The sequence below is a fragment of the Streptomyces racemochromogenes genome (assembly GCF_044129415.1).
GTDB classification, from domain to species: Bacteria; Actinomycetota; Actinomycetes; order Streptomycetales; family Streptomycetaceae; genus Streptomyces; species Streptomyces racemochromogenes_A.
The window spans coordinates 1-23990 of the sequence record NZ_JBBDHD010000108.1 but is presented as its reverse complement, the minus strand read 5'-3'; the positions used below and the strand labels follow the sequence as shown (position 1 = coordinate 23990).

The following is a 23990-nucleotide window of genomic DNA, read 5'->3' as shown; positions in this document are numbered from 1 at the left end:
CTTCCCGCCGCACCCCGTGCGGCGGGAAGCGGGCCCGCCACCACCCACAGGACGGGGACCAGCATGCAGCAGCCACCCGGCACGCCGCCCGCGGCCGCGACCGCGGGCGCGGCCCGCTCGGGAGCCGACACCGGCGTCGACGCCTACCGGGTGTCCTCCGCGCCGTACGCGCTGGTCCGCGCCACGGTGCTGGCCCATCCCGCCGAGCCGGCCGCCGCCACCGGTCTCCGCACGCTGCTCGCCCGGCTCCACGACCTCGACCGGCAGCTGCTGGAGACCACCGCCCCGCTCTGCGACGACCTGCACGACAGCCGCGACGGCCACCCGGCCGGGCTCCACCGCGACGTGGTCCTCCCGCTGCGCCGCGCCCTGCACAACGGGCGCGAACCCCGCCCCGCCCTGCTGGAACGCCTCGGCGACCTCCCCGCCCGCCTGCCCCGGCTCGCCCACTGGCTCGACCTGCGCACCCGCCGCGCCGCGCTCCTCGCCGACCTGGCCCCGGCCGCCGAGCGGGCCCTGACCGCCGAACGCCGCGCCCTCGCCGCCCTGTGCCGCGAGCCGGCCCTCACCAAGGCCGTCGCGCTCACCAGCGCCGACCTGTTACGCGCCGTCGAACGGGCCGGCACCGGGGCGCAGGACCGCAGGACCCGCAAGGAGGAACCCGCCGTCCTGCGCTACGCCCTGCGGGCCAGCACCAAGACCAGCCCGCTGTCCTGGTTCACGGCCGTCGGCTGGGGACCCCTTCCGGCGGCCACGGGCCGCACCGTCCCCGCCTGGGGCCGCGCGCCGCTGTTCACGGGACCCCTGCGGGAGGTCGTGCAGCCCAGCCGCACCCTGACCACCGCCCTGACCCTCGCCCTCCTGGACGCCCCTCACCGCCGGGCCGCCCTGCCCCACCGGATCACCAGCACCGCCCGCGTCACCGACGGGCGGGCGGCGTACTCCCGCGACCGGACCGCCTTCGCGGGGGGCCGCTACCTCATGGCCGCGGAGGACGAGGCACGGCTGCCCCACACCGGCCCGCTGGCCCTCGTCACCGACCACGCGGGGCGTCCCGTACCCCTCGACGAGCTGACGGAGCTGCTGGCGGCCGCCCTGACCGGCACCGGCACCGGCGTCGGGGACGGGGAGGGGGCCCGGGACGGCGACGGGCACCGCGACGGCCGGGCCGCCGCCACCGGATTCCTCGCCCGCCTCGCCGACACCGGCCTGCTCGTCCCCGCCGACCCGGTCCCGCCGCAGGACCCCGACCCGCTGGGCCGCATCGCCGGCTGGCTGCGCTCCCTCGACGGGGACACCGCCGAGGACGCCGCCCACGCCGACCGCCTCGACGGGATCGCCCGGCTGACCGCCGCCTTCGCCGAAGCCCCCGCCACCGCCCGTCCCGCCCTGCTGACCGGTCTCTCGCACCGCTGGACGGAGGCACTGGCCGCCGCCGGACGCCCCGTCCCGGCGGTGTCCGCCCCGCTCAGCCCGGTCTCCGAGGACGTCGTCGCACCCGGCCCCCTCGACCTCGACGGTTTCCTCGGCCCCGCCGACCACGAGGCGCTCGCCGAGGTCACCGCCCTGGCGGAGCTCTTCGACCTCGGCCACCTCCTGCGCCGGACCGTCCGCGACCGCTTCGTCGCCCGCTACGGCCCCGGCGGACGCTGCCCCCACCCGTGGGAGTTCGGCGCCGACATCGCGGAGGCCTGGGAAGCAGCCGGACGGCTCGCCGACCTCGACCCCGCCGACCCCCTCCCCAGCGGCACCGACGGGCCGGCGGCCCTGCGCGCCGAGGCCGTCCGGGCCGTCCGGGACGCCCTGCACGCAGACCCGGCCACCACCCGCGAGGTCCTCCTGCCGCCGGACCTCCTCAAGGGACTCGGCGACCGGCTGCCCGACTGGGCCCTCGCCCGGCCGCTCAGTTACGCCTACTTCCTCCAGCGCGACCCCCGCCACGGCCTGCTCTGCGTCAACCAGGTCTACGGCGGCTGGGGCCGCTTCACCAGCCGCTTCCTGGACGCCCTCGACCCCGCCGCCCGCACCGAGGTGTCCCGGCAGGTCCGCCGCGCCCTCGGCCCCGGCGCGCACGCCGCCCAGATCCGGCCCGTCGGCGGGTTCAACGCCAACCTCCACCCCCTCCTCGTCCCCGACGAGATCGGCCCCGACCGCCGCTGGGCCTCCCTCGGCGAAGCCGACCTGGAACTCGTCCACGACGAAACCGCCGACCAGGTGCGCGTCCGGCTGCGCGGCACCGGCGAACTCCTCGACGTGCTCTACCCCGGCTTCCTCGCCCCGGTCCTCCTGCCGCGCCGCCTCGGCGCCCACCTCAGCGACCACCCCCACGGCCTCGTCGACCTCCGCCCGCTCGTCCCCCGGGGCACCCGTCCCGCACCCGGCGGCGGCCGCGTCACCCACGTCCCCCGGCTGCGCCACCGCGACCTGGTGCTCCGCCGCCGCCGCTGGCTGCTGCCGCCCGCCGCGGTGGAGCGGCTGCGCGCCGACCTCGCCGCCGCCGGACCCGTCCCGGCGGAGGCCGCCGCCCGCTGGCGCGCGGCCCTGGACCTCCCCGAGCAGGTCTTCCTGCACCCCGCCGGAGCCGTACCCACCGGCCGGGCCGCCGAGGACTTCCTGACCGGGCTGAGCCGGCCCAAACCGCACCTGGTCGACCTCGGCAACGCCCTGCACCTGCGCTGCCTGCCCAAATGGCTCTCCCGCCACGGCGCCGGAGCCGTCCTCGAAGAGGCCCTGCCCGCCCCCGGAGGCCAGGACGCCCCGGCCCGCGCGGTCGAACTCGTCCTGGAGGTCTACCGGAGCGGGCGACGGCGACGGCCCGACGAGCGGATGAGCCGATGAGCCGGTACCGGACGACGACGGAAGGGAGAACGGCGCACATGCCCGCCCACGACCACGCCCTCGACGTGGTGACCCACTACCACCACCCCGACAAGGCCCCCCTGCTGCGCGGGGCCCTGCTGCCCCTCGCCGAGTCGGCCGTGGCCGGCGGACTGGCCGCCCACGTCGAACGCCACTGGCTGCACGGCCCCCACCTGCGGCTGCGGCTCCGGGGCCCCGCACGTCAGGTGGCCCGGACCGCGGAATCCGCCGCGGCCGCGCTGCGCGACTGGCTCCGCGAGCACCCCTCGCACGCCGACCTCACCGACGCCCAGCTGCTGGAGCGGTCCGCCGAGGCCGGCCGCGCCGAACTCGTCCCCCCGCCCTACGGGCCCATCGAGCCCGACAACACGGTCCGGGTCGAAACCGTCGACCGCTCCTCCGTACGGGGCCTGCTCGGCGAGGACGGCGCCGACCTGCGTGACGACCTGCTCCGGGCCGGCCTGGGCGCGCTGCGCGCGGGCGCCGGCTACCTCGGGGAGCACGGCGACGGCGCGCGGGCCCGGATCAGGCTCGCGGTGACCGCCCTCGCCGCCCACGCGGGCGCCCACCCCGACGGGCTCGCCGGCGGCCACTGGTCGTACGTCTCCCACCTGGAGGACTTCCTCCTCCACGACGACCCGGACGGCCGGCTGCGCCAGGGCTTCGAGCAGTACGCCGAGCGCGCCGACGCGGCGGTGACCGCCCTCGTCGGACGGATCGCCGACGGCGGCGCACGCGGCTGGGAACGCGCCTGGCCCGAGTTCTCCGCCGGCGCCTGGCGGCTCGCGCGCACCCGCCACGACGCGGGCGCCGACCTGTCCGGGAGCCCGGCCGAGTACGGCGCCCGCGCCCTGGCCACCGGCGACGCCGGCACGGCGGAACGCTGGAACCGCGACCTCCGCACCCGCTACAGCGAGTTCCACCGGCTGCTGAGCCGCGCCGACCCCCGGGGGCGGATGTTCGCCAGCCCCGACTACCTGGTCCACCGGGCCTGCACCAACGCCCTGTACCGGCTGCTCGCGATCTGCGACGTCCGCCCGCTGGAGCGGTACCTGGCGGCGCACCTGGTCGTCCGCGCGGCGCCCGGGCTGACCGGCAGCGACTGGCGCACGGAGATCGGCGAGACCATCGACGCGGTGGAGGGCCGGGCATGACCACCGTCACGCGGCCGACGGCCGTACGGAGGCTGCGGCCCGGGGTGGCCGTGACCCCCCTGCGGGCCGGCCTGCACCTGAGGGGCCGGGGCGGCAGCCTCACCCTGGAGGGGAGCGACGCGCTGCCCGCCCTGTGGAAGCTGCTGGAGGAACCGCTGCGGGAGGGCCGGCTCGAAGACCTCCTCGCACGGATGGCGCCCGGGTCGGCGGTGCGCGGGGCGGTGGACGCCCTGCTGCGGCAGCTGGAGGCGCACGGCCTGCTGGCCGCCGGAGAGGCGGGGCCCCCGGCGCCCGGCCCCGTCGGGCAGTGGCTGGAGGAGAGCGCCGGGCGGCCCGCCGCCTCGGCCGCCGCGCTCGCCGCCACCCGCGCCGAGGTGCTGGCCGCCGACCCGGACGCGGCACTGGCCCGGGCCGCCGGTCAGGCGCTGGCGCACGGCGGACTGCCCGTCGCGTACACCGCCGACCCGGGCCTGCCCGCAGGCCGGGTCCTGCTCCGCGTCCACGGCGACGGGCCGGACCGGGCGGTCGCGGCCGGGCGGTGCGGCGGGGGGGGCTACGCGACCGCCCCGGGCAGCCCCGCCCAGGCCCGGTCCGACGCGCGGGCCCTGGAGGCACGGCTCGGACCCGCCGCGCAGGAGGCGGCCCCCGCCGCCTTCCTCCCGCTGCTGGCCGGCACGGCCGCACACCGGCTGCTGTGCGCGGCCGCGGGGCTGGCGGACCCCGCGACCGAGGGCGGGGACGAACGGCTGCTGCCGGGGCTGCCCGCGGTGCTCCTCGCCGACGCCCGTCCGCTGCGCGCCGACTACCGGAGCTGGCTCGGCCCCGAACGGCTCGACGCCGACCGGCGCACCGGCCTCGCCCCCGCGCGGACCCTCGGCGAGGCACTGCGCCGGCTGGACGCCCTCGGCGACGGGCGCTGCGGCGTCCTGCCCGGGCCGGAGCCGGCCGACCTGGGCCAGCTGCCCGTACCGCTCGCCCGGTGCGTGCTCCCCGGGGACGGGGTGCCGGGCGCATCGCTCACGGGCGGGGCGCCCCGGCTGGACCTGGCCCGGCTGGAGCTGTTCTGCCGGGCGGCCGAACTGCTGCTGGGGGAGGGGTTCGTCATCGGCGCCGACCCCGGGCACGCGCGCGGCCGGGCCCTGCGGGCGGCCGCCGCCCGGCTCCCCGGAGGGGCGGCCGTGCCCGAGGAGCGGTGGTCGGCGCATCCGCAGGCCCGGCACTGGTGGACGACGCTGACCGTCCGCCTGGGTGTCCCGGCCCGGCTGGAGGTCGTGCGCGCGGCGCCGGGCGAGGAGGTGTACCGCGCGGTCGTCCACCGGGCCGGCGCCCCCGCCGCGGCGCCGCCGCTCGGCGAGGCCGTGGAAGCCACCCCGGGCGACGCGGCGGCCTTCGCCGCCCTCGCCGCCGTCTCAGCCCTGACGGCCCCCACCCCACCGGCCCCGACTACCACCCCTACTCCGCCAGCGCCCGCCGTCCCGGCCGTGACGGGGCCGGTTGGCCGGCGGGTGCCGCCCTCGGGTGGGGCCGTCGCGCCGCTGGCCACGGCCGGGGCGCGCATCGCGGCCTGGGAGGACGCGGGGTGGACCAACGGCTGGATGGCGGACGTGGCCGGCCGCGAGGAAGCGTTCCAGGCCGCGCTGCACCGGCTCACGGGATCCGGCCTCCCCGACGTAGCCGACGCCGTCGGGCCTTCCGACCGCGGCGAACCCGCCGACGGCGTCGCGCTCTCCGGCGCGGTGGTACGCGGTGATGCCGTCGGGCTCGCCGGCCGCGCCGGGCCCCCTGACGGCCTCGAACCCCTGGACCCCGTCGGAGACGGCGTCGCGCCCCCCGGCGTCCTCGGGCCATGGGACGGCGTCGGGCCCGTTGACCGCGTCGGGATCAGGGGCGTGCTCAGGGGCGTCGGCTCCCTAGGACTGCCCGCGCCCTCGGGGCCCGGCTCCCTCGGGGCCGCCGGGGTCCGGGAACTCGTCAGCCAGTTGCGCGCCTTCGGGTTCGCGGTGGTGGACATCACCGGGAAGGAGGCGCCGTGACCGTCCCCGGGCCCCTGGGGGGTCTGTCCGTTCCCGTTCTCGGGCCCGCCGCCGCGCTGGCCGCCACCAGCGGTTCGGCGGTGGTGCTGATGACCCGGTGGACGCTGGGGCTCGCCGAGGAGCTGAGCCGGCACGCGCTCACGCACCCCGTCGCGCTGGTTCCCGTACGGTTCGACGGGCCTCTGGCCGTGGTGGGGCCGCTGCTCGCGCCCGGCGCGGCCGCCTGCCTGAGCTGCACCGAGTTCCAGCGGCTGGCCACCGCCGGCGGCCGGGTGCCCTGGCGGAGCCCGCTGCTGGAGCTGGCCGGCGTGCCCTCCCCGGCCCTGGCCGGCCCGCTCGGCGCCCTGGTGCAGGACCTGCTGGCCGGGGCACGGGCAGCGGAGGACGACGGGGCGGCCGTCGTCCACGTCGTCCACCAGGCGCGCGGCACCTGGTCCACCCACCGCCCCCGCCCGATCGGCGGCTGCGCCGTCTGCCACCCCCTCCCCGCCGACTCAGCCACCGAGCCCGCCCCGCTGCCCGGTGCGCCCCGCCCGCTCCCCGACCCGTACGTCCTGCGCGTCCCCAACCCCCGTACCGCGGGCCCGGAAGGCCTGCGGGAGGCGCTGCACGACGAGCGGTTCGGGCCGGTGCGCGGCCTCTTCCGCTCCGAGGACTCCGCCTTCTCGCTGACCAGCGCGCTCGTCACCGACGGCCGCCCCGTCGACGACGGCGGATACGGCCGCGCCCGCGACTTCGCCGACAGCGAGCGCATCGCCCTGTTCGAGGCCGTCGAACGGTACGCAGGCATGCGGCCCACCGGCCGCCGCACCGACCTGCGCGCCTCCTTCGCCGCCCTCGGCCCCGACCGGGCCCTGGACCCCGAGCGGCTCGGCCTGCCCGACCCCGCCCACCACGGGCACCCGGCCTCATCCACCGTCCCGTATGCACCCGGCCTGGAACTGGACTGGGTACGCGGCTGGTCGCTGACCCGGCGGCGCCCGCTCCTCGTCCCCGAACACGTCGCCTACTGGGACGTGCCCGGCGCCGGCCGGCCGCGCGTGGTGTACGAGTCCTCCAACGGCTGCGGCCTCGGCAGCAGCCCCGAAGAGGCCGCGCTCTACGGCCTGTTCGAGGTCGCGGAACGCGACGCCTTCCTGATGGCCTGGTACGCCGCCACCCCGCTGCGCCGCATCCAGCCGCCCCCCGACGACCCCGACACCGCCCTGCTCGCGGACCGGGCCGCCGTGGCGGGCTACCGGCTCCGGCTGCTCGACGCGACCAACGACTTCGGGATCCCCGCGGTCGTCGCCGTCTGCCGCTACGAGGGCTCCCACCCCGACGCGCCCCGGATGCTCCTCGCGGCGGGCGCCCACCACGACCCGCGCGCCGCGATCCGCTCCGCCGTGGCGGAGGTGGTCACCAACGTGCTCGAATCCCCCGGGCGTTCGTTCGCCGAGGACGGCGCCCGCGACCCCCGCCGGCTGCGGCCCATGCTGGAGCGGCCCGAGCTGGTGGTGGGCCTGGACGACCACGTGGGGCTCAGCGCCCTCCCCGAGGCCGCCCCGCGCCTGGAGTTCCTCTTCGCCGACACTCCGGCCGTCACGGCCGACCGCGCCTGGCCGGGAGCGCCGGAGCCGGTCGCCGACCTCGCCGCCCTGCTCACGGCCACCGTGGAGCGGCTGGCCCGCGCCGGCCTGGAGGTGGTCACCGTCGACCAGACCGAACCGGGACTGCGCGACCGGCTCGGCCTGCACTGCGTGAAGGTGGTCGTCCCCGGCGCGCTCCCGATGACCTTCGGGCACGTCAACCGCCGCACCCGGGGCCTTCCCCGGCTGCTGGAGGTGCCGCACCGCCTGGGCCGCACCCCGCGGCCGCAGCGCCACGAGGACCTCGCCCTCCACCCGCACCCCTTCCCCTGACCCGCACCGCCTCCCGCCAAGGACCGCAGATGAACACGACCGACCCCTGGCACAGCCTCTACGTCTTCCTGCACGCCGGAACCGAGGACACCGACGCGTTCCTGCTCCACGAGGCGGCCCCGCTCCTCGACGGCCTGGTCGCGGCCGGGGAGGCCGAACGGTGGTTCTTCATCAGGTACGCGGAGGACGGCCCCCAGGTCCGCGTCCGGGTCCGCGGACTCGCCCCGGCCGCCGCCGCGCGGCTCCCGGACGAACTGGCCCGGGCGGCCGGCAAGGTGACCCCGGTGCCCGGCCCCTGGTCCTCCCGCCACGGCGAGGTCCGCGCCGTGCCGTACGTGCCCGAGACCGAGCGGTACGGCGGCCCGCGCGCGCTGCCCCTCGCCGAGGAGGTCTTCGTGGAGTCCTCGCAGGTGGTGCTCGGGGTCCTGCGGGACCTCTCCGCCGGGGGCGGGGCGTCGGCCCGGCTGGCACACGCCTCGGACCTGGTCCACGCCACGGTGCACGCCCTCGGCCTGGACCGGCTCACCGCCGCCCGCTGGCTGCGCCGGCACGCGGCGGGCTGGCGGTGGGTGCGCGAGGTGCCGCTGCTGCCGGGGGCCTCCGTCCACACCCGCGTCAACTCCGTCTACGCCGCGCAGCGTTCGGGCCTGGAGCGGCGGGCGCGGGGGCTGCGGGAGCGGCTCGCGGACGGCACCGCGGCCCCCTGGCTCCTGCGGTGGGAGCGGCGGGTCCGCGCGACCGACGGCCTGCTCCGCGCGGGGGAGGGGGCGGACGCGGCCCCCGACGCGACGGCCTGGATCTGGGGCTCGCAGCTGCACATGCTGCTCAACCGCCTCGGGGTGACCCCCGACGAGGAGCGGGCCGTGTGCCGGCTGGTCGCGCGCACCCTGATGGAGACGGGGGAGCCGGCCGGCTACTTCCCGGACGGACACACCGCCCCCGACTTCCAGTACCTGGAGCGCAGCAAGTTCCAGATCGGCCGGAACCAGGACACGGCCCTGCGCGCGGTGCCGCCCGGGCCGGCCCGCTCCGCGCCGTCGGCGCCCGAACTCCCCCTGCCCGCCGGCCCGCTGCCCGAGGTGTCGCTCGGCGCGGCCCTCGCCGGCCGGGCCTCGGTGCGCGGGGCGCTCGGCGGGCCGCTGGACGCGGCCGGCCTGGGGGCGCTCCTGTGGCACTCCCTGGCCGACGGGGAGCGCGGCGGGCGTCCGCTGCCGGAGGACGCCCCGGTCCACCGCGCCCACCCCAGCGCGGGCGGCCTCTACACGGCCCGGGTGCGGCTGCTGGTGCTCGACGTCGAGGGCGTCCCGGCGGGCACGTACGACTGCGTGCCCGAGCGGCGGACGCTGCGGCCCGTCGGCCCGGCCCCGGCCACCGCGGAGATCGCCTCGCTGTCCACGTACCTGTCCCGGCCCGCGACCGACCCGCACTGGATCGGCATCGACGGGGCCCCGGTGGTCCTCGCCCTGTACGCGGAGCTCGGCCTGCTGCGCCGCCGCTACGGCCTGCGCGCCCTGCGCCTGGCCCTGCTGGAGACGGGCCACCTGGCGCAGAACCTGCTGCTCACGGGTACGGCCCTGGGACTGGCCGGCACCCCGCTCGGCGGATTCCACGACGACCTGGCCCACGAGCTCCTCGGCCTGGACGACCTGGAGCAGCCCCTCCAGTACCTGCTGCCGCTCGGGCGCCGCCCCGCCGCCGGCTGACGGGGCGGTGTGAGGGCCCGGCCCGGCCGACGGTCGTGGTGCCGGGGCGGGGGAGGGGGGTGATCCTGAGGGGGTGGGTGGTGTGCCCAGACGGCTGCCCGCGGCCTACACGGCCCCGGCGGTCCGAGCGGTGCGGGTGGCGCTGGTGGGCGCCGCCGGGTTCTACCTGTTCCTGTACGGCTTCGGCTCCTCCACCGCCGCCACGTACGCGCTGTTCTCCGTCGTGGCCCTCGCCGGACTGTCGCGCATCCCCGGGACCGGGCCGCAGCGGGCCGCCACCGTAGTGCGGCTGGTGCCGGTGTGCTGGCTGCTGGTCGTGGTGGGCACCTTCCTGTCGGTGCGCACCTGGAGCGCGGTCGCCGGGATGCTCGTCATCGGCTTCGCACTGGCCTTCGCCGCCGTGGGCGGTCCGGGGCCGGCCGGTGCCGGGCCGGGGCTGCAACTGCTGTACATCCTGCCGTCCTTCCCGCCCTACGACCCCGGCTCGCTCGGCCTGCGGCTCATCGGCACCACCGCCGGGCTCGCCCTGCTGGTCCTGGCCGAGCGGTACCTCTTCCCCGAGCCCGCGCCGCCGTCCTACCGGGAGCTCGCGGCCACCGCCGGCGCCACCGCCGCGCACTGCGCGCGGGAGCTGGCCGCACCCCCGTACGCGCTGTCGCCGGCCTCCGCCGAACGGGCGCGCCGGGACGGCACGGCCCTGCGGTCGCTGAGGGTGCCCGAGGCCGACCGGCCCGCCGGGCCGGGCAGGCGCGACCGGGCGCTGACGCACACGGGCCTGGCCGCGCGGACCCTGCTCAGCCGGCTCTCGGCGCTCCAGGGACCGCCGGACGGGGCCGCTGAGGTGCTCCGCGCGGTGGCGCGGCTCGCGGAGAGCACCGCGCGGGAGCTGCGGCCCCGGCCGGACGGCACCACCGCTCCCGGCACCGGCACCGCTCCGGGGGCCGGCCCCGGGGACGCGTACGAGGAGCTCGTCGCGGCCCGCGCGCGACTGGTCGCAGCCCCCGCCGCCGCCCCGGCCGTGCTGCGCCGCGACGCGGCGGTGCTGGAGGTGGCGGACGCCGCGCTGACGACGGCCACGGCCGCCTCCCTCGCCGTACGGGGCCGCGCGGCGGCGGACCGGGTGCAGCCGGGGCGGTTCTGGTACGCCCGGACGCCCGCGCCGCTGCTGTGGTGGCACCGGATCCGGGGGCACGCCGGACGCCGGTCGGTGTTCTTCCAGAACGCGGTGCGGATCGGCCTCGCGCTGGCCGCGGCCCGGCTGGTCGCCGGCCTGGACACGCTGCCGCACGGGTTCTGGGCGATGCTGGCGACGCTCTCCATGACGCGGACCACCTTCGGCGAGACGCGGAGCACCATCCGCATCGCCCTGGCGGGCACCTTCGCCGGCGCCCTGTTCACCGCCGTCCTCCTCACCCTGGTCGGACCGCACACCGCGGTGTACGCCGTGGTCCTGCCGGTGTGGATGCTCTTCGCGTTCACGGTGGGGCCGGTGAAGGGGGTGGGATGGGCGCAGGGGCTGTTCACCGTGCTGGTGGCGATGGTCTTCGCGCAGCTGGCCCCGGCGACCTGGCGGCTGGCCGGGGTGCGGATGGCGGACGTGCTGATCGGGAGCCTGATCGGCGGCGTGTTCGGGCTGCTGGCCTGGCCCCGGGGCGCGCACGACGAGCTGGGGCGGGCGGCGGCGGGTCTGCTGCGCCGGGCCGCCGAGACCGTGGTGGCGACCGGCGCCTGCGTCGCCGCGGGCGCCGTCGGGCAGGACGCGGTGGCCGGGCGCGGGTACCGGTCGCTGCGGCACGCGCTGGTCCTGGCGGAGTCGGCGTACGCGCAGTTCCAGAGCGAGCCAGCCCGCTTGGGGACCGCCGCCCCGGGGCCGCCCGGCCCCGACTGGCAGGCGGCCCTGATGGCCGGTCACCACGTCCTGTGGGGCGCCGACCGGCTGACGGCCCCGCCCGACGGACCCGCCCCGCCGGATGGGTTGGCTCCGCGGGATGGGCCTGCCCCGTCGGATGGGTTGGCTCCGCCGGACGGGCCTGCCCCGTCGGATGGGATGGCCCCGTCCGACGGACCGGCCCCGACCGACGGACCGGCACCGTCCGACGGGCCGGTTTCGTCCGCCGCCCTGGGCCCCGAGCCGGCCGAGCGGCTGACGGGGCTCGGAGACCGGGTGGCGGGACGGATGCTGCTGGTCTCGGCGCACCTGGACCCGGGCGGGGACAACCCGCCCGTGCCCGCGCTACGGGACCCCGCGTACCGGGGGTCCGCCGCGGAGCCGCCCGGCGCGCCACGCCGCTACTACGCGGCCGTGTCCTGGCTGGACTCCCTGACGACCGACCTGGAACGGGTCACCGCCCCGGAGGGCGGGGCCCGGTGACGGCCTCCCCGGGGCGCGGCCCCCGGGCCACCGCCCGCTCCAGGGCCTCCAGGACGGTGGCGCGGAACAGGGTGGTCTTGTAGCCCGTGCGCGGCAGGGGCCGGCACCGGCCCAGGACCGTCGACGCCGCCTCGGCGAGCACCTCGGGGGTGGCCTCCCGGCCGGTCAGGGCTTCCTCCACCTCGGGCAGCCGCAGCGGGACCCGGGCCACCCCGCCCGCCGCGACGGCCGCACGGGTGACGGTGGAGCCCCGGAGCGAGATCCGGGCCACCGCCTCCACCAGGGGCCACTCGGCGCGGGCCCGGCTGATGGCCCGGCGGCAGGCGGCGCGTTCGCCGGACAGGGGGGCGGGCAGCCGGACGGAGGTGAGGATCCGGCCGGGCGGCAGCAGGTGGTCGACGTCGTGCAGCCGGCTGCCGTCCCCGTACAACGCGGCGACCGGGCGCGGGGATTCGCCGTGCACCTCGGCCTGCGCGTCGTAGGTGAGCAGAGCCACCGCGAGGGTGGAGGGGTGCGGGGCGACGCACGGGCCCTCCCCGGCGACCACCCCGAGGTGATGGTCGCCCTCGCGGGCGGGGCAGCCGGTGCCGCCCTTCTGCAGGCAGGCGGTGTGCGGGTTGCGGTAGTACCAGCAGCGGTTGCGCTGGAGCAGGTTGCCGCCCAGCGTCCCGGCGGCCCGGACCTGCGGGGTGGCCGCGGCCCCCGCCGCGAGCGCCAGGGCGGGCCAGCCGTCCCGCACCAGGGGGTCGGAGGCCAGTTCGGCCAGGGTGGTCAGGGCGCCGACCCGCAACCCGCCGCCCGGCAGCGGGGTGGCGCCCCGCAGGTGGGAGACGCCGGACAGGTCGGTGAACGGGCCCGGGGAGACGCCCGAGCGCTGACGGGCGGTGGTGTCGGTGCCGCCGGCGCGCAGTTCCCCGCCGCGCGCCAGGACGGCGGCCGACAGGTCGGTGAGGGCGGGCTCGGTGCTCACGTGCGCAGTCCTTCCAGGAGCCGGTCGGGGCGGATCGGCAGGTCGTACGGGCGCCAGCCGGTGGCGTCGTACACGGCGTTGGCCAGCGCGGCCGCGGTGGGCAGCGTCGCGACCTCGCCGAGGCCGACCCCGCCGCCGGGGACGTGCTCGAAGCCCTCCTGGTGGAAGTGGACGGTGATCTCGGGGGTGTCGCCGATGCCCGGGATCCGGTAGTCCTCCAGGTTCTCGGTCAGTACCCGGCCGGTCAGCGGATCGGTGCGCCGCTCCTCGTACAGCGCGTAGCCGACGCCCTGGACGACCGCGCCCTCGCACTGGTTGCGGGCGAGGCGGTCCTCGTGGATCCGGCCGGCGGAGATGCCGTTCCACACGCGCAGGGCCCGCGTCCGGCCCAGCCGGGTGTCCACCTCGACCTCGGCGACCTGCACCGAGCCGGTGAAGCCGCGGCCGACCGCGAGACCGCCCAGGGTGAACGGCAGGGCGAAGCCGCGCCGGTCGCGGGGGCGCCTGCCGGTGACGCGGGTGCCGTGGGCGGAGTCCAGGCGGGAGGCGACGTCGCCGCCGCCGAGCGCGGCGCGCAGCCGCTCGGCGGCGTCCCGGGCGGCGGGGGCGAGGGAGGGGGTGGTCCGGCTGCCGCCGGAGATCGGGCCGTGCACGCGCCCGCTCAGGCCGATCTCGACGCGGACCCGGGCCGCCTCGACGCCGAGCCCGTCGGCGACGGCCCGCCGCAGCACGCTGCGGGCGCCGGTGCCCATGTCCTGGACGGCGCAGCGGGCGACGACGGTCCCGTCCTCGACGGTGAGTTCCACCTCGGTGGCGGGGTCGACGAAGTAGAGCCAGTTGGCGGCGGCGACGCCGACGCCGCGCCGGTAGCGGCCCGAGCCGCCGCGCCGGACCTGAGTCCAGACGGGCAGCGCCTGCGCCCAGTCGTACAGGGCGCGGCGCTTGGGGTTGCCGTCCCAGCGGCGGCGCAGGTCGATGGGGTCCTCGCCGAGCAGGTGGGCCATCTCGTCGACGGCCTGTTCCAGCGCCCAGCACAGCGGCGGGCCGCCCGGGCCGCGGAAGGGTGCGCCCGGGGGCCGGTGGGTGACGGTGTCGAAGTCGCGGAGCCGGCGCGGGGCGCGTCCGTACATGAAGCGGGCCAGCGCGGCCACGGAGCCGCCGACGGAGACCCCGCCGTCGCTGTCGGCGTCGACGGCCAGCGCCGCCAGGTCCCCGGCCGCGTCGGCCGCCATGGCCAGCCGGATCCGGGTGGCGGGGCGGTAGCCGCCGTCGGTGAGCTCCTCGTCGCGGTCGAGCGCCACCCGGACGGGGGCGCCGTGGAGCCGGGAGAGTTCCACGGCCGCGACGACGTCGGTGGTCAGTCCCACCTTGGAGCCGAAGCCGCCGCCCACGTGCGGGGCGCTGGCGAGGACCCGCTCGGCGGGCAGGCCCCAGCGCTCTGCGGCGAGCCGCGCCACGCGCTGGACGGCCTGGGTGGAGACCTCCAGCCGGAGGGTGCCGTCGCTCCAGTGGGCCAGGGCGGCGTGCGGTTCGAGCGGGGTGTGGCTCTGGGCGGCGGTGGTGTAGAGCCCTTCGACCAGCCGGGCGGGGCTCTTGGCGCGGGCCCTGAGGATCCGGCGCACCGCCTCGCCGCCGCGCTTGTTCATGCTGACGGGGCCGCGCCGGTTGCCCTCCCACTTCGCGGGGAGCCCGAGGCCGCCCTCGCCGGAGCTGGGCGCCCCCTTGCGGGCGGCCTTGTCCGCGTAGACCAGCGGCCCCCGGCCGGCCCGGGCGTCGCGTACGTCGAGGGCCGCCGGCCGTACCTCGTAGTCCACGAGGACCTTCGCGGCGGCGGCCCGCGCCTCGGCCCGGGTGGCCGCCGCCACGGCGGCCACGGGCTGGCCGACGTAGCGGACCACCCCGTCGGGCGGCAGCAGCCGCACCAGGGGGAGGTCGCCGGCGTCGAGGGAGCGTACGAGGGCGTGCGCGTGCGGGGAGCGGATGACCACCCCCTCCAGCAGCCCCTCGGGGCGCAGGTCGGTGGTGTAGCGGGCCGTCCCGGCGACCTTCTCGGGGGCCTCGGCGCGCGGGGGAGCGGCCGCGGGGTCCGGCTCCGCGTCGTACTCGCCCGCGCAGGCTGCGTCCACCGCGGCGAGGATCCGCTCGTAGGCGCCGCAGCGGCACAGGTGGCCCTCCAGGGCCTCGGTGATCCGCTCGCGCCCGGGCGCGGTGCGGCCGTGCCGGGCCCGCCACCGGTCGTGGAACACGGCCGCCTCGACGACGAAGCCCGGGGTGCAGTAGCCGCACTGGAGGGCGTCCTGTCCGGCGAAGGCGCGGGCCACGGGGTGGCCCGCCAGGCCCTCGGCCGTGGTCACCCGGCGCCCTGCGAGCAGGGCCGCGGGGGTCAGGCAGGAGACCAGGGGCTCGCCGTCGACCTGGACGGTGCACGCCCCGCACACCCCGCCCGCGCAGACCAGCTTGGTGCCGGTGAGGCCGAGCCGCTCGCGCAGCACCTCCACGGCCGCCGGGTCGTCGTCCGTGTCCGCCGTGTGCGGGACGCCGTTGACCTCGAACTCCACGGTTCGCACTCCTCCGGGCCGGGTGGCGGCCGCCGGGCCCGGCGGGCTCACCTTCACGGTCCTTGATATCCCGCCGGCGGGGCGGCCGCAGCGTGCCCGCGCCCGGGGCGGGGCCGTGCGGGTGACGGGGGCGGCCGCGCGGATCGAGTTCCGCTCAAGTCCCGAACCGCACGCTTACATACCCCCCATGGGTATGCTACTTTGCATCGCGCAGGTACCCCCTGGGGGTATACGACAGAGGAAGGGCCAGGGCAATGTCAACCGTCAATCCCCGGCGCTGGTGGGCACTTGGCGTGCTTGCCGCCGCTCAGTTCATGGTGATCATGGACACCTCGATCATCGGGGTGGCGCTCCCCGAGATGCAGAAGGACCTGGGCTTCTCGCAGGGCGAGCTCCAGTGGGTCTTCAACGCGTACGTCATCGTCTTCGGCGGACTGCTGCTGCTCGGCGGGCGGCTCTCCGACCTGTTCGGGGCGCGCAAGGTCTTCGCCACCGGCTGGGTCGTGATGATCGTGGGCTCCGTGCTCGCCGCCGCCGCGCAGAGCGCCTCCGTGGAGATCGCCGGCCGGGCCGTCCAGGGCGTCGGCGGCGCACTGATCGCGCCCTCGGCCATGACCCTCCTGATGATGCTCTTCGGGCACGACCCGAAGGAGCTCGGCAAGGCGATGGCCCTCTACGGCGCAGCCGCCCCGGCCGGCGGCACCGCCGGCGTCTTCCTCGGCGGCGTGTTCACCGAGTGGGTGAGCTGGCCCTGGTGCTTCGCCATTTACGTCCCCATCGGCGTGGCCACCCTCGCGCTGACCAGGCTGCTGCCCGCCGTCCAGTCCCGCCGCGGCTCCGTGGACGTCCTCGGCGCCGTCGCCGTCACCGCCGGCCTCGCGCTCGCCGTCTTCGCCGTCGTCCGCGCCCCCGAGGCCGGCTGGGGCTCCACCGCCACCGTGCTGGAACTGATCGGCGCCGCCGTCCTGCTCGTCCTCTTCTTCGTGATCCAGAAGGCCGTCCGCGAGCCGCTCATGCCGCTCGGCGTCTGGCGGATCCCGCGCCTGGGCTCCGGCAACCTCGCCATGACCCTGCTCGGCGCCGCCTGGATCCCGATGTGGTACTTCCTCAACCTGTACCTCCAGCAGGTGCTCGGCTACGGCGCCTTCGCCTCCGGTGCGGCCCTGCTTCCGATGACCGTCCTGCTGATGATCTTCATGACGGCCATCACCGCCCGCCTCATGGGCCGCTTCGGCGCCAAGCCGCTGATCGTCGGCGGTCTGTTCGCCCTCGCCCTCGGCCTGCTCTGGCTTTCCGCCGTCGAGCCGACCGGCTCCTTCCTGGTCGACGTCCTGCCCGCCTCGCTCGTCGCGGCGCTCGGTATGGCGCTCGCCTACATCCCCGCGATGATCGCCTCGATGTCCGGCGCCCCGCAGGAGCAGGCCGGCCTGGCCTCCGGCATCGTCAACACCACCTACAACGTGGGCTCGGCCCTCGGCCTGGCCGCCCTCACCGCCCTCGCCACCACCCAGGGCGCCGGCGAACTGGGCAACCTGCCCGCCCTCACCGACGGGTTCAGCGCGGCGTTCATGGCCGCCGCCGTCATCGCGGCCGTCGGCGCGCTGGTCACGCTCCTCGCCATGAAGAGCGACAAGGCCGTCGCCGCTGCCGCCGCCCCGGCCGCCGACGCCCCCGCGTCGCACAGCCAGACGGCGGGGGTCTGACGCACGGGGGACGGCCCCGCGCTCACCCCAGGGGCCGCCCGACGTCCTCCCCGGACGTCGGGCGGCCCCTTTTCCGTACCCGAACGAGAGAGGCAGACCCTGATGAAGGACATCCGCACCCGGGCCGTGCACGTGGACCGCGAGCTCGACCTCCCCGCGAGCCGGCCGCTGTCCGTCCCGCTCGTCCAGTCCTCCGCCTTCGCCTTCGACACCGCCGACGCGCTGGCGCGGGCCATGGCGGGGCCCGACGGCGACTACGTCTACAGCCGCCGCGGCAACCCCACCGTGCGCGCCCTGGAACGCACCCTCGCCGGCCTGGAGGGCGGGGCCTCGGCCATCGCCTTCGCCTCCGGCATGGGCGCCATCAGCGGCGTCCTGCTCGCCCTGCTGCGCCCCGGCGACCAGGTGATCGCGCAACGCTGCCTGTACGGGGGCACGTACGCGGCGCTCAAGGACCTGTCGGAGCGCTACGGGATCCGGGTCGACCACATCGGCGGCGACGACACGGCGGAGTTCGAGGCGCTGGCCGGCCCCCGCACCCGGCTGCTCGTCCTGGAGACCATCGCCAACCCCACCGGCCAGGTCCCCGACCTGCCCGGACTGCTGGCGGCGGCCCGGCGCCTGGGCGTGCTCAGCGCCGTCGACAACTCCCTGGCCTCGCCCGTCCTGTGCCGTCCGATCGAGCACGGCGCCGACATCGTGCTCCACTCCACCACCAAGTACCTCGCCGGCCACTCCGACGTCCTCGGTGGTGCGGCCGTCTTCGCGGACGACGCCCTGCGCCGCGAGGTATGGCCGCGCACGGTCGAACTCGGGGCCAGCGCAGATCCGTTCGCGGTCTGGCTGACCCTGCGCGGGATCGCCACCCTGCCGCTGCGGATGCGCGAGCACTGCGCCAACGCGGGCCTGCTCGCGGAGCGGCTGGCGGCCCACCCGGCCGTGGCGGCCGTCCACTGGCCGTGGCTGAGAACGCACCCCTCCTACGCCCTCGCCCGCAAGGTGCTCTCCGGCGGCGGGGGGCTGCTCTCCTTCGAACTGCACGGTGGCCGGGAGGCGGGCCGGGCCTTCGTCGAGGGGGTCCGGCTGGCCCGGCTCGCGCTGTCGCTGGGGGGCGTGGAGACGCTGGTCACGCACCCCGCCAGCACCTCCCACCGGGAGCTGGACGAGGAGGCGCTGGGGCGGGCCGGGATCGGTCCGGGCCTGGTGCGGATGTCCGTCGGGATCGAGGACCCGGAGGACCTCTGGCAGGACGCTGAACAGGCACTGCGGTCTTCTTTTGGGTTGACAAAATAAGCGTGCGATTCGTAGATTGGTTCACGCCAGAGAAACACTCCTCTATGTCAAGGGGGGCGCGTGATGCGCTATTTCGAGGACTTCCGGACCGGTGACGTCCACGAGCTGGGAACCATCACCGTCACGACGGAGGAGGTGTTGGAGTTCGGCAGGCGCTTCGACCCGCAGCCCTTCCACACCGACCCGGAGCTCGCCGCGCAGAGCCCGTTCGGGGGCCTCATCGCCAGCGGCTGGCACAGCGCCTCGATGTTCATGCGCCGCTACGTGGACGGACTGCTCGCCTACAGCGCCTGTACCGGCTCGCCGGGCGTCGACGAGATCCGCTACCTGCGGCCCGTCCGCCCCGGCGACGTGCTCACGGCGCGCGTCGAGATCCTCGGCTCGCGCCCCTCGCCGTTCAACCCCGCCACCGGCGTCGTCCAGCCCAAGTGCACGCTGTCCGACGCCCAGGGGAACGTCGTCTTCAGCATGGTCCTGCACAGCATCTTCCGGCGCCGCCCCGCCGAGTGCGCGACGCCGCACCCCTGCGCCGCGCAGGACCCGGTCGTCCGCGTGAGCTCCCTGGCCTGACCCGGCCGGGCGCGGGACCCCGTACCGCGCCCGCCCCCTCCCCGTCCGCCGAAGTGAAAGGGAGTCCTCCCGTGGAGGCCGTATCCCGCACCGCCCAGTGGACCGCCGCAGCGCGGGCCCTGGAAACCGACCGCGAGGACCGGCTGTTCGCCGATCCGTACGCCCGCACCGTCGCCGACACCATCGGCTTCGAACTCCTGGAGCGCTACGCCGGAGCCGGCACCGTGCCGTTCCTCGCGATCCGCACCACCTACCTCGACCGGCAGATCGTCAGGACCGTCGAGGAACACGGCATCCGCCAGGTCGTGTTCCTCGCCGCCGGCATGGACACCCGCTTCTACCGGCTGCCCTGGCCCGACGGCGTCACCGTCTACGAACTCGACCGCCCGGCCCTCCTGGAGGCCAAGGCCGAGATGCTGGCCGGCGAGCCGCAGCCGGCCGGACGCACCCGCACCGCCGTCCCCGTCGACCTCACCCAGGACTGGACCGGCCCGCTGAAGGAGGCCGGCTGGCGCTCCGACGAGCCCGTGCTGTGGGTCGTCGAGGGCCTCCTCTTCTTCCTCCCCGAGGCCGCCGTCCGCAACCTGATCTCCACCCTGGCCGCGCACTCCGCGCCCGGCTCGGTCCTCCTCGGCGACGTCATCAGCAAGTCCGCGCTGGAGAACCCGCTCTCCCGCCCCTTCCTGAAGTGCCTGGAAGAGGACGGCAACCCCTGGCTGTTCGGCACCGAGACCCCCGAGGAGCTCCTCGCCGATTGCGGCTGGGACGTCCGCGAGGTCCGCCAGCCCGGCGAGGACGGCGCCGACTTCGGCCGCTGGCCCTACCCGGTCCCCGCGCGCAGCGTCCCGCGCGTCCCGCGGTCCTTCCTGTTCACCTGCGACCTCCCGACCACCGAGGTGAGAGCGGCATGAGCGCCACCCACGACTTCCACCAGCGCGTCATCGGCGACGCCGGCGCCGCCGTCCGCGGCCTCACCGTCGCCCTCGGTGAACGCCTCGGCCTCTACCGCGCCCTCGCCGAGGCCGGCCCGCTCACCCCGGCCGCCCTCGCCGGGCACGCCGGGATCCACCCCCGCTACGCCGAGGAGTGGCTGCACGCCCAGCTGAGCGCCGGCTACGTCGAGCGCGACCCGGCCGCCGGCACGTACACCCTGCCCGCCGACCACGTCCCGGTGCTCGCCGACCCGAACGCGATCACCTTCGCCGCCGGCTTCTTCACCGCCCTCAAGGCCCTCTACGGCACCGAGGACCTCCTCGTCGACGCCTACCGCAGCGGCGACGGCGTCGGCTGGGCCGACCACGACGCGGCCCTCGACACCGGCATGGGCAGCTTCTTCCAGCCCACCTACGAGCACCGCCTCGTCCCCGAATGGCTGCCCGCCCTCACCGGGGTCACCGGCAAGCTCGCCGCCGGCGGCACCGTCGCCGACGTCGGCTGCGGCGTCGGCCACACCACCCTGCTCATCGCGAAGGCCTTCCCGCAGGCGACCGTCCACGGCTTCGACTACTCCGAAGAGGCCATCGCCATCGCCCGGGGCCTCGCGGAGGAGGCCGGCCTCTCCGACCGCGTCGTCTTCGACGTCGCCTCCGCCGACGACTACCCCGGCAGCGGCTACGACCTGGTCACCTTCTTCAACGCCCTGCACGACATGGGCGACCCGGTCTCCGCCGCCCGGCACGTGCACAAGTCCCTCGACGCCGACGGCACCTGGATGCTCGTCGAGTCCAACGTGTCGCCCGAGGACATCGACACCCAGACCGCGCCCGCGCGCATGTTCATGGCGCTCTCCGCCGTGATGTGCCTGCCCGTGGCCGTCGCCCAGCACGGCCCCCACGCGCTCGGCAACCACTCCGGCGAGCAGGCCTTCCGCGCCATCGCCGAGGAGGCCGGCTTCACCCGCTGGCGCCGCGCGACCGAGACCCCGGTCAACGCCGTCTACGAGGTCCGCCCGTAGCGCCCGGCCCGCCGGCCCGGGGCCCGCACGCCCCGGCCCCCACCACCACCGACGAGGAGTCACCATGGGCGTCAGCGCCCCCCTGCCCGTCAACGACCGGTTCCTGGAAGTCCTGGAACGGCTGAGCTCCCGCTCCATCGAGGAGTACTACAACCCGTACCAGCAGTTCGACTGGCCCGAGAAGCTCGACGAGGGCCGCATGTGGATGACCCCCGAGCTGCTCACCGTCTACGGGACCCCCTTCTACGACGAGCTCGGCGAGGAGACCCTCCAGCGCCTCTCGAAGTGGGAGAGCATCAACTTCTACAGCCTCAACGTGCACGGCATCCGCGAGCTGCTCATCGAGGTCGTCGGCCGCATCCACATGCCCGGCTTCGAGGTGCCCTCGGACTTCTTCCACCACTTCATCGGTGAGGAGAACGAGCACATGTGGTTCTTCGCCGAGTTCTGCCGCCGCTACGGCGACAAGATCTACGGCTCCACGGCGCTGCGCGCCGACTCCGCCTGGGAGCCCGAGGTCGAGAACTTCCTGGTCTTCTCCCGGATCCTGTTCTTCGAGGAGCTGGTCGACCACTACAACACGCGGATGGCGCGCGACGAGTCGCTGTGCCACACCATCCGCGAGGTCAACCGCATCCACCACCAGGACGAGTCCCGCCACATCGCCTTCGGCCGCGAACTGGTCTCCCTCCTCTTCACCCGGATGAAGGAGGCCGTCCCCGCCGCCCGCGTCGCCGAGGTCGAGGCCTACCTCAAGCGCTACGTCGTCTACAGCATCAACTCCCTCTACAACCCCCACGTGTACCGGGACGCCGGCATCGCCGACCCCATCGGCCTGCGCAACGCCCTCGTCGCCGACGAGCGTCGCCGCCCCCACGAGCGCAAGGCCATCCGCAAGCCGCTCGGCTTCTTCCTGAAGACCGGGATCTTCACGGACGACGTCCTGCCCGTCGTCTGAGAGGGCACCACCGCCGTCCGAGAGGTGACACCCCCATGAGCGTCACGACCGTCCACACCACCACCCCAGACACCCGCGGCCTGCCGTCACTCGGCCCCGAGGGAACCGCCCTGCTGCGGCTCCTCGACGACACCTTCGAGAGCTGGGGGGTGCACGCCGGGGCCCGTTCGATGACCATGCCCCCGCTGCTGCCCGCCGCCGACCTGGCCCGGCTCGACTACTACGACAACTTCCCCCACCAGGCCGTCGTCGCCGCCCCGCTGAACCTGGACGTCCGGGAGACCAGCGAGTTCTGTACCGACACCGGCTGCTTCCCCTGCGACGCACTGGAACCGGCCGCCCTCGGCCTGCCGTCCGCGTCCTGCTACGCCGTCTACATCGACCACCAGGGCCGCCCGGCCGCCGACGACGAACTCGTCACCGTGGTCGGCTGGTGCTTCCGCAAGGAGCAGCACTACGAGGGCCTGCGCCGCCAGCTCGGCTTCCGCATGCGGGAGATCGTCGCCATCGGCACCCGGGAGCACGCCGAGGAGCACCTGGCCCGGTTCACCCGGCGCATCAACGCCTTCGCCGAGGCCCTGGACCTGCCGCTGACGAAGGAGGCCGCCTGCGACCCCTTCTTCGACAAGGGCAGCTCCAAGGCGGTCCTCCAGCGACTGACCCCGGTCAAGCACGAGTTCCTGTACGAGGACCTCGCGATCGCCTCGGTCAACACCCACCGCAATTTCTTCGGCGACCGCTGCGACATCCCCCTCGCCTCCGGCGGCGGGCCGGCGTTCACCAGCTGCGTCGCCTTCGGCCTGGAGCGCTGGCTGTCCGCGCTCACCCGCCGCCACGGCAGCTGGGGCGCGGCGACCGCCGCCGTCCTGAGCGCGAACGCGGCGGGTCCGGCGATCTGACGTGCAGACCCGACCCGTCGCCCCGCCGGCGGGCGGCCTGGGCTGGGCGAACCTCGGCATGGACATCGTGTCCGTCGGCCGTGTCCGCCGGCTGCTCGCCGCATACGGCGAGGACTTCTTCCAGCGCATGCTCACCCCCGGCGAACTCGCCGACTGCCACACCTCCGCCCGGCTCGACGTCCTGAGCCTGTGCGGGCGGATTGCGGCCAAGGAGGCGGCCTTCAAGACCCTGCGCGTCGGGGCCGTGGTCCTGCCCTGGCGGGACATCGTCGTACGGCGCTCCGAGGGCGGCTGGCCCCTCGTCGAACTGCGCGGGGCGGCCGCCGGGATGGCCGCCGACTCCGGCATCGCCGGCATCACCGTGACCATCAGCCACGACGTGGACTACGCCGTGGCGGTCGCCGCCCCGCTCCTGGAGCCCGGACCGCCGGGTCCCCCCGTACCGCCCGCACCCCCGGACCCGGCCGCCGGGTCCGCGCCCACCCCGCAACCCGTACACAGCACTCCAAGGAGAGACACCATGTCCGAAGGCCTTCAGCTCGTGAAGAACTGGCTCCTCGCCCGCCACGAGGAGCTGGACGACATCGCTTCCGACCTGGACCTCATCGAGAACCGGCTGATCGACTCCCTGTCCTTCGTCGAGTTCGTCTTCCTGCTCGAACAGCACAGCGGCCGCGCCATCCAGATGGAGACCCTGGAGGTCGACGAGATCCGCACCCTCGACGCCATCGCCACCCACTTCTTCTCCGCCGAGGTGAAGGCATGAGCAAGCGGCTCTTCACCTCCGAGTCGGTGACCGAGGGCCACCCCGACAAGATCGCCGACCGGATCAGCGACACCGTCCTCGACGCCCTGCTGCGCGAGGACCCGGCCAGCCGCGTCGCCGTCGAGACCCTCATCACCACCGGCCAGGTCCACATCGCCGGCGAGGTCACCACCACCGCGTACGCGCCGATCGCCGAACTCGTCCGGGGCGCCATCCTCGACATCGGCTACGACTCCTCGAAGAAGGGCTTCGACGGCGCCTCCTGCGGGGTCTCGGTGTCCATCGGCGCGCAGTCCCC

Annotated in this window: 17 protein-coding genes; 15 read left to right on the top strand and 2 right to left on the bottom strand. The window is 76.3% G+C overall.

The window, feature by feature from the left end:
* Positions 1-63: 63 nt before the first annotated feature.
* The 6 genes from WDV06_RS29085 to WDV06_RS29060 all read left to right on the top strand — a co-directional run bounded on the left by WDV06_RS29085 (position 64) and on the right by WDV06_RS29060 (position 12021).
* On the top strand, positions 64-2838 hold the full coding sequence (locus WDV06_RS29085; RefSeq protein WP_395512777.1) for a lantibiotic dehydratase: 2775 nt from the start codon (positions 64-66) through the stop codon (positions 2836-2838).
* A 38-nt stretch (positions 2839-2876) separates the two neighbouring features.
* A complete protein-coding gene (locus WDV06_RS29080; RefSeq protein ID WP_395512776.1) occupies positions 2877-4013 on the top strand; it encodes a lantibiotic dehydratase C-terminal domain-containing protein in 1137 nt (378 codons plus the stop codon).
* Complete coding sequence (locus WDV06_RS29075) at positions 4010-6046, top strand: hypothetical protein (RefSeq protein WP_395512775.1); 2037 nt, start codon at positions 4010-4012, stop codon at positions 6044-6046. Before WDV06_RS29080 ends, WDV06_RS29075 begins: the two co-directional genes overlap by 4 nt.
* Positions 6043-7947, top strand: coding sequence for a TOMM precursor leader peptide-binding protein (locus WDV06_RS29070; protein ID WP_395512774.1), 1905 nt, complete (start codon positions 6043-6045; stop codon positions 7945-7947). The genes WDV06_RS29075 and WDV06_RS29070 overlap by 4 nt, the downstream gene beginning before the upstream one ends.
* A 29-nt stretch (positions 7948-7976) precedes the next feature.
* A complete protein-coding gene (locus tag WDV06_RS29065) occupies positions 7977-9650 on the top strand; it encodes a thiopeptide-type bacteriocin biosynthesis protein (protein WP_395512773.1) in 1674 nt (557 codons plus the stop codon).
* A 73-nt stretch (positions 9651-9723) separates the two neighbouring features.
* Entirely contained in the window at positions 9724-12021 is a 2298-nt protein-coding gene (locus WDV06_RS29060) for an FUSC family protein (RefSeq protein ID WP_395512772.1), read from the top strand.
* Here the strand turns inward: WDV06_RS29060 and WDV06_RS29055 are convergent.
* Both WDV06_RS29055 and WDV06_RS29050 read right to left on the bottom strand, forming a co-directional pair.
* The gene (locus WDV06_RS29055) at positions 11993-12991 is read right to left on the bottom strand and encodes an FAD binding domain-containing protein (protein ID WP_395512771.1); all 999 of its coding nucleotides are present in this window, start codon (positions 12989-12991) and stop codon (positions 11993-11995) included. The two genes, WDV06_RS29060 and WDV06_RS29055, sit on opposite strands and share 29 nt — an antisense overlap.
* Positions 12988-15549: a molybdopterin-dependent oxidoreductase gene (locus WDV06_RS29050; RefSeq protein WP_395512770.1), complete on the bottom strand. Its 2562-nt coding sequence runs from the start codon at positions 15547-15549 to the stop codon at positions 12988-12990. Before WDV06_RS29050 ends, WDV06_RS29055 begins: the two co-directional genes overlap by 4 nt.
* Positions 15550-15803: 254 nt before the next feature.
* Here WDV06_RS29050 and WDV06_RS29045 point away from each other — a divergent pair, with 254 nt between their 5' ends.
* The 9 genes from WDV06_RS29045 to WDV06_RS29005 form a co-directional block, all read left to right on the top strand.
* Positions 15804-17252, top strand: a complete 1449-nt coding sequence (locus tag WDV06_RS29045) for an MFS transporter (protein ID WP_395512769.1) — start codon at positions 15804-15806, stop codon at positions 17250-17252.
* Between the two features lie 102 nt (positions 17253-17354).
* Complete coding sequence (locus WDV06_RS29040; protein ID WP_395512768.1) at positions 17355-18545, top strand: trans-sulfuration enzyme family protein; 1191 nt, start codon at positions 17355-17357, stop codon at positions 18543-18545.
* A gap of 63 nt (positions 18546-18608) precedes the next feature.
* Entirely contained in the window at positions 18609-19115 is a 507-nt protein-coding gene (locus WDV06_RS29035; RefSeq protein WP_395512767.1) for a MaoC family dehydratase, read from the top strand.
* A 71-nt stretch (positions 19116-19186) separates the two neighbouring features.
* Positions 19187-20026 (top strand): class I SAM-dependent methyltransferase, encoded by an 840-nt coding sequence (locus WDV06_RS29030; protein WP_395512766.1) that lies wholly within the window; start codon positions 19187-19189, stop codon positions 20024-20026.
* Positions 20023-21069: a class I SAM-dependent methyltransferase gene (locus tag WDV06_RS29025; protein WP_395512765.1), complete on the top strand. Its 1047-nt coding sequence runs from the start codon at positions 20023-20025 to the stop codon at positions 21067-21069. Before WDV06_RS29030 ends, WDV06_RS29025 begins: the two co-directional genes overlap by 4 nt.
* Positions 21070-21133: 64 nt before the next feature.
* Entirely contained in the window at positions 21134-22027 is an 894-nt protein-coding gene (locus WDV06_RS29020) for a diiron oxygenase (protein WP_079424602.1), read from the top strand.
* 35 nt (positions 22028-22062) lie between these two features.
* The gene (locus WDV06_RS29015; protein WP_395512764.1) at positions 22063-22926 is read left to right on the top strand and encodes a class-II aminoacyl-tRNA synthetase family protein; all 864 of its coding nucleotides are present in this window, start codon (positions 22063-22065) and stop codon (positions 22924-22926) included.
* Position 22927: 1 nt separating this feature from the next.
* Positions 22928-23692, top strand: a complete 765-nt coding sequence (gene acpS / locus WDV06_RS29010; protein ID WP_395512763.1) for a holo-ACP synthase — start codon at positions 22928-22930, stop codon at positions 23690-23692.
* Positions 23689-23990: S-adenosylmethionine synthetase N-terminal domain-containing protein (locus WDV06_RS29005; protein WP_395512762.1), on the top strand; the 302-nt coding region annotated here is incomplete at its 3' end. The genes acpS and WDV06_RS29005, both read left to right, overlap by 4 nt.